The organism is Synechococcus sp. R55.8 (assembly GCF_047461895.1).
GTDB lineage: Bacteria > Cyanobacteriota > Cyanobacteriia > Thermostichales > Thermostichaceae > Thermostichus.
In genome coordinates this window covers 24,622-38,177 of record NZ_JANSIB010000009.1, presented here as the reverse complement: position 1 = coordinate 38,177, position 13,556 = coordinate 24,622, and the positions used below count along the sequence as shown (strand labels likewise).

Genomic DNA, 13,556 nt, shown 5'->3' with positions numbered 1-13,556 from the left:
TCCCGACACCAAGCCTGCGGCTATGGTGCGGGCCTCCAGCCCGAAAATTTGGTGATCGGCATAGTCATCGACAACCGTTTGCAGCCACCTCTCCAGAAGGTTGGCTTGCAGATGATCGCCGCGATGGCGCATGAGTTCAACGCCTCGGCGGAGTTCGCCCAGCGTGATCACGCTGATGTAGATGCGGGCCTCTTGCTCAATGGCAGTTTGAAGAAATTCTTGAACCCCGGAGTTGGCTTGACTGTGTTTGCGCAGCTCACTGATGACGTTAGTGTCAAGCAAATACGTCATGGGCAGTGTTATCTTGCACCCGCTCAAAGTCTGAATCGTTGCCAACGTTAGGTATCGATCTGAGCACTTCGGCAAAGGACTGTTTCGCAGGCTGGAGTAAGACTTGCTCTAGGATTTTGCGGTGTTCGGCCTCTGCACTAACGCCGTGACGACTAGCCCTTTGTTTGAGAGCTTTGACAATGGCTTCGTCAACATTGCGAACAATTAACGTGGCCATAGAGCGTTTCCTCGATCGGCAGATCCCTGGGCGGCTTTGCTGCGACGATAGCATTGATATCATCTAGAGTTCAAGTTTTCCCGTCTATTGATACTGATGAAGAAGCTGCCCTTTTGCGGGTTGCCCCAGAGAACTCCTGCCTGCCAGGGATCCAAGCTCTGCCTGCTGTGCATAGCCTTTGAAAGCGCAACACCCAAAAAAGAGGGATCCCGATGAGCAACTTGACCTGCAGGTGACCTCTACAATAGAAGGCTGACTCTGCCACCTGGTGGGATCCCTATGCCGCGCCGCACCGATATCCACAAAATCTTGCTCATTGGAGCGGGGCCGATCGTCATTGGCCAAGCCTGCGAATTCGACTACTCGGGCACCCAAGCCTGCAAAGCCCTGCGGGAAGAGGGCTATGAGGTCGTTTTGGTCAACTCTAACCCCGCCACCATCATGACGGATCCCAGTATGGCGGAGCGCACCTACATCGAGCCGGTGACGGTGGACTTTGTGGCCAAAATTATCGAGCGGGAGCGCCCTGATGCTTTGCTGCCCACCATGGGCGGCCAGACGGCCCTCAACGTGGCGGTGCAACTGGCCCAGCAAGGGATCCTGGAGCAGTACGGGGTAGAGTTGATTGGGGCCAAGCGGGAGGCCATTGAAAAAGCCGAAGACCGGGATCTCTTCAAGCAAGCCATGCAGCGGATTGGCTTGGCCGTGCCCCGCTCTGGCCTGGCCCACACCCTGGAAGAAGCCAAGCAGATTGCCCAGGAGATCGGCTATCCCCTCATCATCCGCCCGGCCTATACCCTGGGGGGCACCGGTGGTGGGGTGGCTTACAACCAGGAGGAGTTTGAAGAGATCTGCGCTGCCGGTTTGGAGGCCAGCCCCGTTTCCCAGATCTTGGTGGAAGAATCGGTCATCGGCTGGAAGGAGTTTGAGCTGGAGGTGATGCGGGATCTGGCGGATAACGTGGTGATCATCTGCTCCATAGAAAACATCGACCCAATGGGGGTGCACACCGGCGACTCCATCACCGTGGCCCCGGCCCAAACCCTCACCGACAAGGAATACCAGCGGCTGCGGGACTACGCCATCGCCATCATGCGGGAAATTGGGGTGGAAACGGGGGGATCCAACGTGCAATTTGCCGTCAACCCTGCCAACGGCGAGGTGCGGGTGATCGAGATGAACCCGCGGGTCTCCCGCTCTTCTGCTTTGGCCAGCAAGGCCACCGGCTTTCCCATCGCCAAAATTGCCGCCAAATTGGCAGTGGGCTACACGCTGCCGGAGATCCCCAACGACATCACCCGCAAAACTCCGGCCAGCTTCGAGCCCACCATCGACTATGTGGTCACCAAGATCCCTCGCTTTGCTTTTGAAAAATTCCCCGGCGCAGAGCCGGTTCTCACCACCCAGATGAAATCGGTGGGGGAGGCGATGGCCATTGGCCGCACTTTTCAAGAATCCATCCAGAAGGCCCTGCGCTCTTTGGAAATCGACCGTCCCGGTTTTGGCAGCGATAGGCCGGAGGTTTTCCCCAAGCCGGAGGAAGTGCGGGCCAACCTGCGCACCCCCAACCCCTTCCGCCTGCTCACCATCCGCACCGCTCTGCTCATGGGCTTTTCTGCCCAGGAGATTGCCCAACTCACCCACATCGATCCCTGGTTTATCGACAAGCTACAGGAGTTGGTGGAGGTGGAGCAAGCCCTCAAGGGGCGGGAGCTGGGATCCCTGAGCGCTGACGACTTGAGACACCTCAAGCAAATGGGCTTCAGCGACCGACAAATTGCCCACCTCACTGGATCCACGGAACATCAGGTGCGGGCCTGCCGCAAAAGCCTGGGGGTGATCCCCACCTACAAAACTGTAGATACCTGCGCCGCCGAATTTGAGGCTGCTACCCCCTACCAGTACTCTACCTACGAGAGCGAGTCGGAGATTTTCCCGGCCCGCAAAGAGAAGGTGATGATCTTGGGAGGTGGCCCCAACCGCATCGGCCAGGGGATCGAATTCGACTACTGCTGCTGCCATGCTGCCTTTGCCCTCAGCCGCCTGGGTTACGAAGCGATCATGGTCAACTCCAACCCGGAAACCGTTTCCACCGACTACGACACCGCTGATCGCCTCTATTTTGAGCCGCTCACCCATGAAGAGGTGATGAACTTGGTGGATGCTGAGCAGCCGGTCGGCCTGATCGTGCAATTTGGCGGCCAAACCCCGCTCAAGCTGGCGCAGGGGCTGGCAGCAGCCCAGGCTCCCATCTGGGGAACTTCCCCCGACTCCATCGACATTGCTGAGGATCGGGGGCGCTTCGAGCGCATCTTGCGGGAGTTGGATATTCGCCAACCGGCCAACGGCATTGCCCGCAGCGTGGAAGAAAGCTTGGAAATTGCCCGCCGCATCGGCTATCCAGTGGTGGTGCGGCCCAGCTACGTCTTGGGGGGACGAGCCATGGAGATCGTCTATTCCGACCAAGACCTGCAGCGCTACATGCAACTGGCGGTGGCGGTGGATCCGGATCGTCCGGTGCTGGTGGATCAGTTCCTGGAAGAGGCGGTGGAGGTGGATGTGGATGCCATTGCCGACCGCACCGGCGCTGTTACCATCGGCGGCATTCTGGAGCACATCGAGCAGGCCGGGATCCACTCGGGCGATTCGGCCTGTGTATTGCCCAGCCGCACCCTCAGCCCCGAGGTGCTGCGGGTGATCCGCGAGTGGACGGTGAAGTTGGCCCAAGCTCTGAAGGTGGTGGGCCTGATCAACGTGCAATACGCCGTCCAAAAAGGTCAAGTCTATATCCTGGAGGCCAATCCGCGCGCCTCCCGCACCGTCCCCTTCGTCAGCAAGGCCATCGGCCATCCGCTGGCGGACTACGCCGCTCAGGTGATGAGCGGCAAAACTCTGGAAGAGCTGGGCTTTACCCAGGAGGTGATCCCCTCTCACATTGCCGTCAAGGAAGCGGTTTTGCCCTTCCACAAGTTTCCCGGCACCGACACGCTGCTGGGGCCGGAGATGCGCTCCACCGGTGAGGTGATGGGCATTGACACGGACTTTGGCCGCGCTTACGCCAAAGCCCAACTGGCGGCGGGGCAGAATCTGCCTCTCCAGGGGACGGTGTTCATCAGCGTCAGCGACCGGGATAAACAGGCGGTCATCCCGGTAGCCCGCGAGTTTGTGGGGCTGGGCTTTCGCCTGTTGGCCACCGAAGGAACCCAAAAAGTTTTAGCCGAGCACGGGATCCCGGTGGATAAAGTCCTCAAGCTGCACGAGGGGCGGCCCCACGTCATCGACGCCATCAAAAATCACCAGATTCAGCTCATTATCAACACCCCTTCCGGTGTCGAGGCGCAGCAAGATGGCCAAAAGATCCGCCGCACTGCCCTGGCCTACAAGATCCCTCTGGTGACAACCCTGGCAGGAGCCAAAGCCACTGCGGCTGCCATCCGTGCTTTGCAGTCGGGATCCCTGCAGGTGAAGTGCTTGCAGGATTTTTTTCCACCCAGGAATGCCCCAAGCAAACTTCTGGAAGCCCCATGAAGAGCCCATAGGGTCTTGCCGGCAGGAGAAAAAGCGGATCCTGAACGACTTCTCTTTCTTGAACCCATTCTTGAGAAACATCTGCTCGAGCTTGGCTGCCATCAACTGCCGGGAAGCTCTCAAAGATATCCCAATTGCAACAGGCGGGTGCTGATTTGTATCGACAAATCCATTTTTTTCACAGTCCCGTTGCGAAAGTTAGGGATCCCTGTCGGCGTCCCTAAAACTGTCTAGCCTGAAAGAAGGAGACGCTTTTGGCGGTCGGCGCGGGAAGAGTTTTGCCCCGTTCAAGGAAGCCGACAAAGCAAAGAATGGTTTTGTCTCTTTAGGAGTTGGCCTATGAGTACGGTAATTCGCCGCTCCTCGGCTGCACGGCAGCTCTGGAGTTGGAATGGCTTTTGTCAATGGATAACCAGCACCGAAAACCGGCTGTACATCGGCTGGTTTGGCGTGTTGATGATCCCGACCTTGTTGGCGGCTGCCTTTTGTTTTGTAATCGCTTTTATTGCTGCTCCGCCGGTGGATGTGGATGGGATCCGCGAGCCGGTGATCGGCTCTTTGATAGGGGGGAACAATCTCATCTCGGCGGCGGTGGTGCCCACCTCAGCGGCCATTGGCCTGCACTTCTACCCCATTTGGGAAGCCGCTTCTTTGGATGAATGGCTCTACAACGGCGGCCCCTACCAACTGATCGTGCTCCATTTCCTGATCGGGGTGTGGTGCTATCTGGGCCGGCAATGGGAGCTGAGCTATCGCTTGGGCATGCGTCCCTGGATTGCGGTGGCGTTTTCCGCTCCGGCGGCGGCGGCTACGGCAGTGCTCTTGGTTTACCCCATCGGCCAGGGCAGTTTCTCGGAGGGCTTGCCCCTGGGGATCGCCGGCACCTTCTACTTCATGCTGGCTTTCCAGGCGGAGCACAATATCCTCATGCACCCTGCTAGCTGGCTGGGGGTGGCCGGCGTCTTTGGCGGCGCTCTGCTGGCCTCCCTGCACGGCTCCCTGGTGATCTCCAGCCTAATCCGCGAGACCTCGGAAGAAGAGTCACAAAATGCCGGCTACCGCTTCGGGCAGGAGGAAGTCACCTACAACTTCCTGGCCGGGCACTACGCGTTCTTGGGGCGGCTGGGGTTCCCCGGCCTGGGCCTGAGAAACAGCCGTTCCGTCCACTTCTGGATGGCGGCCCTGCCCACGGTGGGGATCTGGGCGGCGGCGATAGGTATCGGCCTGATGGCCTTTAACTTGAACGGCTTTAACTTCAACCAGTCCATCCTGGACAGCCAGGGCCGCTTCATCCCCACCTACGCCGATCTCCTCAACCGCGCCAATCTGGGGATCCAAGTGATGCACGCCCCCAACGCCCACCATTTCCCCCTGCTGCTGGCGGCTCAACCCTGAGGCAGGCTAGGGGCAGTCCAGCCGGAAAGCGCGGTGAATAGCTTGCAAGGCCGGGATCCCTCGATCCCGGCGCACTACACAGCTCACCTTGATCTCCGAGGTGGCGATCATCTCGATGTTGATTCCGGCTTCGGCTAGGGCTGCAAACAGGCGAGCAGCCACGCCGGGATAGGTTTCCATCTCGGCGCCGACAATGCTGACCTTGGCAATGTCGTGATCCGCGTCAACTCCTGCCGCCTGGAGCTCTTCGGCCACCTGCCGGCAGACTGCCTCAGCAGCCATCGCTTGATCCTGAGGCACGGTAAAGGCAATGTCGGTACTGGGGATCCCGTTGTGGTAGCCCCGCTGGCTTTGGATGATGGTGTCCACGATGATCCCGGCAGCCGCCAAGCGCCCGAACAAATGGGCGGCAGTTCCCGGACGATCCGGCACTTTGCGAAGGCCCAGCCGCGATTGCTTCAAATCCAAGGCAACACCGCGTACCGGGTGGCTGTCTTGAGGGGCAGCCGGCATCTTTGCCCGATGCAAGTGGGGGATCACCTGGAACGACTCTCCCAGAGCCAAGGCGGCATCCCCGGCCCGCTCCGCAGCCACCACACAGCTCACCTTGATCTCGGACATGGAGATCATCTGCAAATTGATCCCGGCCTCGGCCAGCACCTGGAACATTTGCGCCGCGATCCCAGGTCGGCCCATCATCCCCACCCCGGCAATGCTGACTTTGGCCACCGCCTCATCCACAATCACCGCTGCACACTGCAGCTCTTGGCCAATCCGCCGGGCAACGGCTGCAGCCTCGGTCACCTGCGACCGACTGACCGTAAAGGCAATGTCATTGGTGGGCTGGGGCACGGATCCCTGCGGCAAGGAGTCCGTCCCGCTGGCGTGAGCGGCTGTGAACTGGAGCGACTGCAAAATCAAATCCACATTCACCCCTGCCGCCGCGATCCCCTGAAAGAGCTGGGCGGCAATGCCAGGGCGATCCGGCACCCCCACCAACACCAACTTGGCCTGATCCCGATCCAGCTCCACCGTATCCACCGCCAGGCCCAGCTCGATACTGCTGTCGGCAGCACGAGGACGGGGGGGAGGAGAAAGAATGAGAGTGCCCTCGCATCCCGCCTGCAACGGCTCCAAGCTGGAGCGCACCCGCAGCTTCACACCGTAGTTGCGGGCAATTTCCACCGAGCGGGGATGCAGCACCTGGGCCCCCAAGCTGGCCAGCTCCAACATTTCATCACTGGTGATCTCCGGCAACAGCCTGGCCTCAGGCACCTTACGCGGATCCGTGGTGAAGATCCCCGGCACATCGGTGTAGATCTCACACAGCTCTGCTCCCAAAGCCACTGACAAGGCCACCGCCGTGGTGTCGGATCCCCCCCGACCCAGGGTGGTGATCTCCAGCTCCGCCAGGCTGGTGATGCCCTGAAACCCGGCCACCACCACCACCTCTTCCCGCTCCAGGTGCTGCCACAGGCGGTCGGTGTGGATGTGCAAAATGCGGGCCCGGCTGTGATCCCGAGTGGTGACAATGCCCACCTGGGCTGCCGTCAGGGAAAGGGCAGGACACCCCAAGCGTTGCAGCGCCAAGGCCACCAGGGCAATGCTCACCTGCTCACCGGTGGAAAGGAGCATATCCCATTCCCGCAACTGGGCCGGTGTGGTCGGGGATCCCTGCAAGATCTGCTCCCCCAAGCCCACAAGGCGATCGGTTTCATCCCCCATCGCCGAGACCACCACCACCACCCGATGCCCTGCCTTCACCGTGTGGGCCACCCGTTGAGCCACGGCCTGGATACGCTCCACAGAGCCGACAGAGGTACCGCCGTACTTTTGAACAATTAAGCTGCGTTGCATGAGAGGAGAACGAGGTCAGGGGCGGTTTGGATCCTACCCCGGATCTAGGCCAAGCCCAGTCCATTTTGCAAAAACGGCGGTACCGGCAGCAGGATCAGCACCAGCAGCGTTAGCATCCCCAGCCCCAGCAGATCCCGGGCCTCGTCCAGTTCCGTCACATCGTTGAGGGCCGGCTCGTCAGCACTGGAAATCACAAACAGCAGCAGCGCCCAGAGCAACAGCCAAGGCTGCACCGTCAAAGCCAGCAGCAACACCAACCAGCGGGCTACCCGGCCCACATTCGCTCCCATCCGCTGTCCATACACCGCGTGGACAATGTGCCCCCCATCCAGTTGGCCCACCGGCATCAGGTTAAACGCGATCACCACCAGCCCCAGCCAGCCGGCAAAGGCCAGCGGGTGCAGCTCGATCACCTGCCCCGGCTGCAACTGATCCCCCAGCACCATGCGGGCCAGAATTGCCAGCAGCACCGATAGGCGCGGGTCAATGCGATGAAAACTAATCGGGGTCGGCTGCCCCTCCGGCACCGCGGGAGGATCTGCAGGCGCTGAAAACAACAGCCCCAGCAACAGCATGCCCAAAGCAACAAGGCTCCCTGCCAGCGGCCCGGCGACGGCGATATCAAACAACACCTTGCGGTTGGGCACCGGCTCTTTCAACTGGATAAACGCCCCAAAAGTCCCTAGGACAAAAGGCACCGGGATGAAATAGGGCAGCGAGGTTTTGATGTGGTGGCGGCGGGCCACCCAGTAACGAGTCCACTCATGGGATCCCAAAATGGCAAGGATCCCGACCGCATAGGGCAACCCTTTCATCAGAGAGGGCAAATGCAGCAGCCGGTCAGGGCTAACCCCAGCCGCTTGGGCCCCAGCACTGAGGGTTGTCCAGAAGGTGAATAGCAACAGCCCCAAAGCCAGCAGCGGCAACTCTCGACTGTCCGCCGGGGAGCGCCGCGCCGCCGGGTTGGGCACCAAGGCAAAAAAGGGCTTACCGGCAAACCCCTCCTGCAGCACCACCAAAAAGCGTTTGCCGAAAGTGGTTTCCACGTTTTGCTGCACCCGCTCATAGGCTTCACTGGGATCCGCCCGCAAGTTGCCCCGGCAGATGATCGCCTGGGGGCGGTACTCCACATTTTGCAAATAAAAGACGTTCCAGGGGAAGCAATGGCTCAGCTTCTCCCGCGGCACTTCAGAGATGGGGGTGTGGGCAAGAGCCAGCGAGACCGGATCTGCGGCGCCGTCTTCCTCCTCTTCCTCTGGCTCAGGTTCCCCAGCCGGCGAGGGATCCGCTTCTGGAGAGGAGTTTTCCACCTCTGGCCGAGGGCCTCCGGTTGAGGGTCGAATACCCCCTCGTCTCACCAAGGTCATGCTGGTAAAGTAGGAGGTGAGAAACAGCAGCAACATCAGCAAGGGAGGCAATTCGTACTGAAACACCTGACGCCCCAGCACCCAAACCAAAGGGGGCAGCATCATCACCAGCCACAGGATCCGCCACGGCACCTTCGAAAGGCGGGCCACACTTTTTTGCAGCAGCAGGTAGGTTGCAGAACCCACCAGCGCCAACAGGATCCAATCTGCCATGAGTTCAAAAAACGGAGGAGAACACCTCTACCAAGCTAGCGGCAAATCCAATCCCCTCGCTACAGCTTGCAGCCGGGATCCCTGAAGAGCCAATTGAGGCTTGGCCTGCCCATAGACCGCCACCATTCCGGGGCAAACTTTTCATTCGCGCGAGCGGTGCGGAGCACTTTACTTCTTGTTCTTGTCAGCAGTGGGGCGAAAAAGAGGGATCCCCTTGAGGCGTGCTTATGCTGCCGGCGTCCACTGCACAGCTTCGCCCATGGGCCCCAACCTCAACCCAGTATCTATTCTGGCCAAAAGGTATTCCCTGTCATGCCTCGCAGGGTGAAATAAACAAATAGAAGCAACAAAAGGGATCCCAGCGTAACCATAGCCGCCGCTGTTGGACTTTTGCGATACAGGCCGACAAAAGGCTGGAGGCCAGCCCAGATCCCCCCCAGCAAAACGGTAATAAAGTAAGTGGGATAACGGGAGACATTCTCCACAAACTGGTCTTCCAGTCTTCTGGGGGGCTGCGGTTGTGGCATAAGAGGCTGGGGCTCCAACTCCTTTTTTCTCAGTGTGCCATAGGTAGCTGTCAACCATCTGGAGGCTGGCCATCTTCAGGGAACTGGCGGCAACTCAAAAAGTGTAGTCATCTCAAACTAGATTGAGACACTCCCCAAACGCTCCGCGCCGCTGCCGCGACCCCCCAGCTCATCTCTCTGGGAGAGGGGGGTTGGAGAGCAAGGCAACGGAAATGTTTTATTCCTATTCAAAATGACTATAAATCTCCTCCATTGGCGCTCTTTTGGCAGCCGAGCAACCTCGGCTCCCCAGCCGCTGTGGCACCAACCGACCGGTAAGCAGCCTCTCTGCCGCTTGGCTCACAGCCTCCGCGAGGGAGAAAGTCCATCGTCCCCTCATATCAAAAAGAACATCTACTTCACGAAGAGTGGTTGGAGCGAAGGGGAGACTGCGCAGATTCAGGAAACCGAGAACCTGATATGGTAGGCGTTATCCTGCCTGATCTGCTCTTTTGCTCAGTGCAGCCTCCCCTCTTCATAGACTGATGCGAGAATTGCCCTCTGATCCTTCCAATCGTGCCGGCGTACCCTTTGGGGATCAGACCCTGGCTCTGATGCGCGTCCAGGAGGCCCTGGATCAATTGGAGGCAGCCATTCTCAGTAGCCCTCGCCTGTTTTGGTCTCGCACCCTTATTGAAGAGGAAAAGATTCTGGAGCAGTTAGACTTTATCCGCCTGAACCTGCCGACAGCCCTGGAGGAAGCGGAGGAACTGCTGCGCCAGCGGGATCGGATCTTGGCAGAGGCCAATCGCTACGCCCAAGAAATTGTGGCCGCGGCCCAACGTAGGGCTGAGCAGCTCCTCAACGAATCGGCGATTCTGCGACAGGCCCAAGCTCAGGCGGAGCAGTTATTGCAACAAGCCTATCAACAGAGTGAGGAGGTGCGGCGACAGACACTGCAGGAATCGGAGCGCCTGCAGCGGGAGGCCCACCGTTACGTGGATCAGGTGTTGCAAGACTTGGAGTTGCGGTTGGTGGAGTCCTTGCGGGTGATCCGCAACGGGCGGCAAAATCTGCAAACCTAACAGCAAAGAGCCAGACTGCGACTTGAACGCTGCCTTCAACCTGCGCCAGGAGCATTTTTATCCCGCGTTGTGCAAGTCTTTTGGAGCGGTGGGTTAGGGATCTCCTGAGCAGGCGAGGGACGGCTCCCCTCGCTAGACTTGAGCAGAAGACGTTCCCCAGCGGCCCTTGACATCCTCTCTGCCCATCATCCTTGGCGTATCAGGCGCTTCAGGGATGCTCTATGCTGTGCGCGCTCTGCATGTTCTGCTCAGCCTGGACTACCGCGTCGAAGTGGTGGCCTCCAAAGCGGCCTATCAGGTGTGGCAGGGAGAACAAGGGGTGCTGCTGCCGACAGACCCCCGCAAGCAGGCCCACTTTTGGCGACAGCAAGCCGAGAGCAGCGGTGGATCCCTAGTTTGTCATCGCTGGCAGGATGTGGGGGCAACCATTGCCAGTGGCTCCTATCGCACGCAGGGGATGTTGGTGATCCCGTGCAGCATGGGTACAGTTGCCAAGTTGGCTGCCGGCTTGAGCTCGGATCTGCTGGAGCGGGCTGCTGATGTGCAGCTCAAGGAGGGACGACGCTTGGTGGTGGTGCCGCGGGAAACCCCCTTTAGCCTGATCCACCTGCGCAACTTGACCACTCTGGCAGAAGCGGGGGCGCGCATTGTTCCGGCCATTCCAGCTTGGTACCACCAGCCGCGTACCATCCTAGATTTGGTGGATTTTGTGGTGGTGAAGGCGTTGGATCAGTTCGGTATTGATGGCGATCTCATTCGCCGCTGGCAGGGGATGCGCCAGCATCAGATCCTCAAGCTGCCCCCTGATCTCTGAGCGGGATCCCTTTTCCCGGCGGCAGGCTGGGATTTGGCTTGGGGGTGTTCCAAGCTGGGGGGGGCCCTGTGCCGATAGCCCTCACTTGTGGCACCTTGCCGGGAATAGCTCAGATCACTTGCTGAGCTAGCCGACTCGGGGATCCCGCTGAAGGGGGGTGGGCAAGTCAGGGCAGGTCTCCAGACTGGCCGCCCATTCCCCGATGAGGGTGTTGACCCAGTGAGGCAGCTCGTCGTGGGCGCAGTGGCCTACTCCCGGCAGCTTCACCAAGGTGAGGGCAGGTTGCCAGCGCTTAAATTGGTCTGCCAAAAAACTGGGCACTGCCGGATCTTCTCGGCCCCAAAGTAGCAAGATAGGCATTTTTAGGGTGGGCAGCAGGCGTTTGGGGCTGTCGAAGCGGCGGCAGAGAATGGCCCTCAGACCGTCCAAAAACACGTGGGCTGCCCCCGGCTCAAAGGCCGGTCTCTGGAAGATCTGCACCAGCTCGTCATCCACCTGCTCATCCCGCTTGTAGACATTCTTGATCCAAGCTCGTAGCACCTCGGTTTGTCGCAGCCAGTTGAAGAGGTGGGGATAAGTGAGGGGGCACCCCAGCAACGACAGAATCCCTTCGCAGAGGGCTCGCACCAGAGCATCCCAGGGAGAGGGCAATTCTTCCGGATGGGGCCCATCGGCGCAGCTAATCAAGCACAGGCCCTTCACCATCTGGGGATAGCGGGCGGCGGCAATGACTCCCACCAAGCCCCCGATGGAATGGCCCACCAGGATGCTGGGCTGCTGAATGTGAGTTTGCCAAAACTCGTGTACCTGCTCCACCCACAGATCAACGCTGTAGGCAATCTCCGGCTTGGCACTCTTGCCAAATCCCAGCAGGTCGAGGGCATAGACGGAGCGCTGGGATCCCAGAGGGACGATGTTGTGGCGCCAATGGCCCACCGACGCCCCAAATCCGTGGATTAAAAGGGCCGGAGCTGCCGTTAAGTTGACTACACCGGCAAGGGTTTGGGCGCGACTGGGGGTGTAGGTGAAATGGATGGGCCAGCCCCGCCAATGCCAGGTTTGGGAGTAGCCGTAGCGAGGCAAAGCCGACAAGGGATCCCTGTCGCTACCCGTTGGGGAAGAGGAGGGCGCATCAACAGAGGAGAAACCGGGATTGCCGACGGAATTGGCGCTGACCCGAGCAGAAGGGGAAGGATAGGAGTTGAGTCTGTGCAAGGGAGAAGTGGGTGATAACAATAGGCTCATCTCCAATTTAGGCTAGACCAATCTTAGTGGTTTCCTCGGCTCATCATTTAATAGGACGTACTTTGCCACCGGTTCTTCTATATCTTCCAGGACATGCCAGCATGACTGTGTCCATAACCCCAGACCCAATGGATGAAGCCTTCGGGATAGACCCGATTACCGCTGCCAGCTTTCGCCAGATCGATCAGGAGATCGGCCCCCACCCCTGGCAAGGGATCCCTTATGAGGTGGTGCGCCGTGCCATTCATGCCACTGCCGACTTTGAGCTGCGGGATCGCTTTTTCTTCGGCCCCAACGCCGTTGAACACGCCCTGGCAGCCCTACGGCAAAAGCAGCCTGTCATTGTCGATGTCAGGATGGTGGCAGCTGGGATCCAGTCAGGTCTGAAAGCCCAAGGGATCCCCCTCTACTGTGCTTTGGACTGGGTGGAGGAGCCCCGTTGGCCCGGTCAAACCCGCGCCGCCAATGGGATGGTGAACTTGGCACGCCGCTATCCAGAAGCCCTGTTTGTCGTTGGCAATGCCCCCACCGCGTTGCTGGCTTTGGTGGAGGAGATTCGGGCACAGCGGGTCAAGCCGGCTTTGGTGATCGGAGTGCCGGTGGGATTTGTGGCGGTGGAAGAGGCCAAGCAGGCGTTGGCGCAAACGGATGTTCCCCAGATTCGGGTGGAGGGCCGCAAAGGCGGATCCCCAGTTGCTGCTGCCATTGTCAATGCCCTTCTCTTGGCAGCTCAACGGGATCCCATCCCCAACTGACTAGAATTGAAGGGATATCTTCAGACCTTTCCCATGACCCCAGAACAAGAGGAGTGGCTGATTCGCAACCTTCAGCAACAACAAGAACAAATCCAAGAAATGCGGGCCGAGCAGCAGCGGTCGGCTGAGCGCTTTGAGGCTCAGATGGTTGAGATGCGGCAGGGCTTTGCAGCCCAAATCTCCGAGATCCGGGCTGAACAGCAACGATCTGCCGAGCGCTTTGAGGCCCAGATGGCCGAAATGCGGGCCGAGCAGCAGCGGTCGGCTGAGCGCTTTGAGGCTC

At 59.6% G+C, this 13,556-nt stretch carries 11 protein-coding genes and 1 pseudogene; 6 read left to right on the top strand and 6 right to left on the bottom strand.

What is annotated here, in order from left to right; all coding sequences use genetic code 11:
* A partial coding sequence (locus NW829_RS01880) for a PIN domain-containing protein (RefSeq protein WP_414416318.1) occupies positions 1-291 on the bottom strand: 291 nt, incomplete at its 3' end.
* Positions 275-508, bottom strand: coding sequence for a FitA-like ribbon-helix-helix domain-containing protein (locus NW829_RS01875; RefSeq protein WP_071818136.1), 234 nt, complete (start codon positions 506-508; stop codon positions 275-277). The genes NW829_RS01875 and NW829_RS01880, both read right to left, overlap by 17 nt.
* A 279-nt stretch (positions 509-787) precedes the next feature.
* Between NW829_RS01875 and carB the strand changes: the two genes are divergently transcribed.
* Together carB and psbA are read left to right on the top strand one after the other, a co-directional pair.
* Complete coding sequence (carB, locus tag NW829_RS01870; protein ID WP_414416317.1) at positions 788-4,036, top strand: carbamoyl-phosphate synthase large subunit; 3,249 nt, start codon at positions 788-790, stop codon at positions 4,034-4,036.
* 339 nt (positions 4,037-4,375) lie between these two features.
* Positions 4,376-5,431 carry a photosystem II q(b) protein gene (gene psbA / locus NW829_RS01865; RefSeq protein WP_414412766.1) on the top strand — a complete coding sequence of 352 codons (1,056 nt, stop codon included), beginning with the start codon at positions 4,376-4,378 and terminating at the stop codon, positions 5,429-5,431.
* A 6-nt stretch (positions 5,432-5,437) separates the two neighbouring features.
* Here psbA and NW829_RS01860 read toward each other — a convergent pair whose 3' ends face one another.
* The 3 genes from NW829_RS01860 to NW829_RS01850 form a co-directional block, all read right to left on the bottom strand.
* Positions 5,438-7,288, bottom strand: coding sequence for an aspartate kinase (locus NW829_RS01860; protein ID WP_414416316.1), 1,851 nt, complete (start codon positions 7,286-7,288; stop codon positions 5,438-5,440).
* 44 nt (positions 7,289-7,332) lie between these two features.
* Complete coding sequence (locus NW829_RS01855) at positions 7,333-8,868, bottom strand: site-2 protease family protein (protein ID WP_414416315.1); 1,536 nt, start codon at positions 8,866-8,868, stop codon at positions 7,333-7,335.
* 284 nt (positions 8,869-9,152) lie between these two features.
* Complete coding sequence (locus NW829_RS01850) at positions 9,153-9,395, bottom strand: DUF751 family protein (protein WP_041436092.1); 243 nt, start codon at positions 9,393-9,395, stop codon at positions 9,153-9,155.
* Between the two features lie 533 nt (positions 9,396-9,928).
* Here NW829_RS01850 and NW829_RS01845 point away from each other — a divergent pair.
* Together NW829_RS01845 and NW829_RS01840 are read left to right on the top strand one after the other, a co-directional pair.
* Positions 9,929-10,459: a hypothetical protein gene (locus NW829_RS01845; RefSeq protein ID WP_414351917.1), complete on the top strand. Its 531-nt coding sequence runs from the start codon at positions 9,929-9,931 to the stop codon at positions 10,457-10,459.
* A gap of 166 nt (positions 10,460-10,625) precedes the next feature.
* Complete coding sequence (locus tag NW829_RS01840) at positions 10,626-11,273, top strand: flavin prenyltransferase UbiX (RefSeq protein ID WP_011431889.1); 648 nt, start codon at positions 10,626-10,628, stop codon at positions 11,271-11,273.
* A gap of 126 nt (positions 11,274-11,399) precedes the next feature.
* Here the strand turns inward: NW829_RS01840 and NW829_RS01835 are convergent, their stop codons facing one another.
* Positions 11,400-12,518 (bottom strand): alpha/beta fold hydrolase, encoded by a 1,119-nt coding sequence (locus tag NW829_RS01835; RefSeq protein WP_414416314.1) that lies wholly within the window; start codon positions 12,516-12,518, stop codon positions 11,400-11,402.
* Positions 12,519-12,619: 101 nt separating this feature from the next.
* Between NW829_RS01835 and NW829_RS01830 the strand changes: the two genes are divergently transcribed.
* Entirely contained in the window at positions 12,620-13,273 is a 654-nt protein-coding gene (locus tag NW829_RS01830; RefSeq protein ID WP_414329503.1) for a cobalt-precorrin-8X methylmutase, read from the top strand.
* Between the two features lie 33 nt (positions 13,274-13,306).
* A pseudogene (locus tag NW829_RS01825) lies at positions 13,307-13,556 on the top strand (hypothetical protein); the annotation flags it as partial.

Excerpts from the sequence above, each read along its gene's own strand:
- NW829_RS01875 (WP_071818136.1), bottom strand. The coding sequence starts at position 508 with ATGGCCACGTTAATTGTTCGCAATGTTGACGAAGCCATTGTCAAAGCT.
- carB (WP_414416317.1), top strand. The coding sequence starts at position 788 with ATGCCGCGCCGCACCGATATCCACAAAATCTTGCTCATTGGAGCGGGG.
- psbA (WP_414412766.1), top strand. The coding sequence starts at position 4,376 with ATGAGTACGGTAATTCGCCGCTCCTCGGCTGCACGGCAGCTCTGGAGT.
- NW829_RS01860 (WP_414416316.1), bottom strand. The coding sequence starts at position 7,288 with ATGCAACGCAGCTTAATTGTTCAAAAGTACGGCGGTACCTCTGTCGGC.
- NW829_RS01855 (WP_414416315.1), bottom strand. The coding sequence starts at position 8,868 with ATGGCAGATTGGATCCTGTTGGCGCTGGTGGGTTCTGCAACCTACCTG.
- NW829_RS01850 (WP_041436092.1), bottom strand. The coding sequence starts at position 9,395 with ATGCCACAACCGCAGCCCCCCAGAAGACTGGAAGACCAGTTTGTGGAG.
- NW829_RS01835 (WP_414416314.1), bottom strand. The coding sequence starts at position 12,518 with ATGAGCCTATTGTTATCACCCACTTCTCCCTTGCACAGACTCAACTCC.
- NW829_RS01830 (WP_414329503.1), top strand. The coding sequence starts at position 12,620 with ATGACTGTGTCCATAACCCCAGACCCAATGGATGAAGCCTTCGGGATA.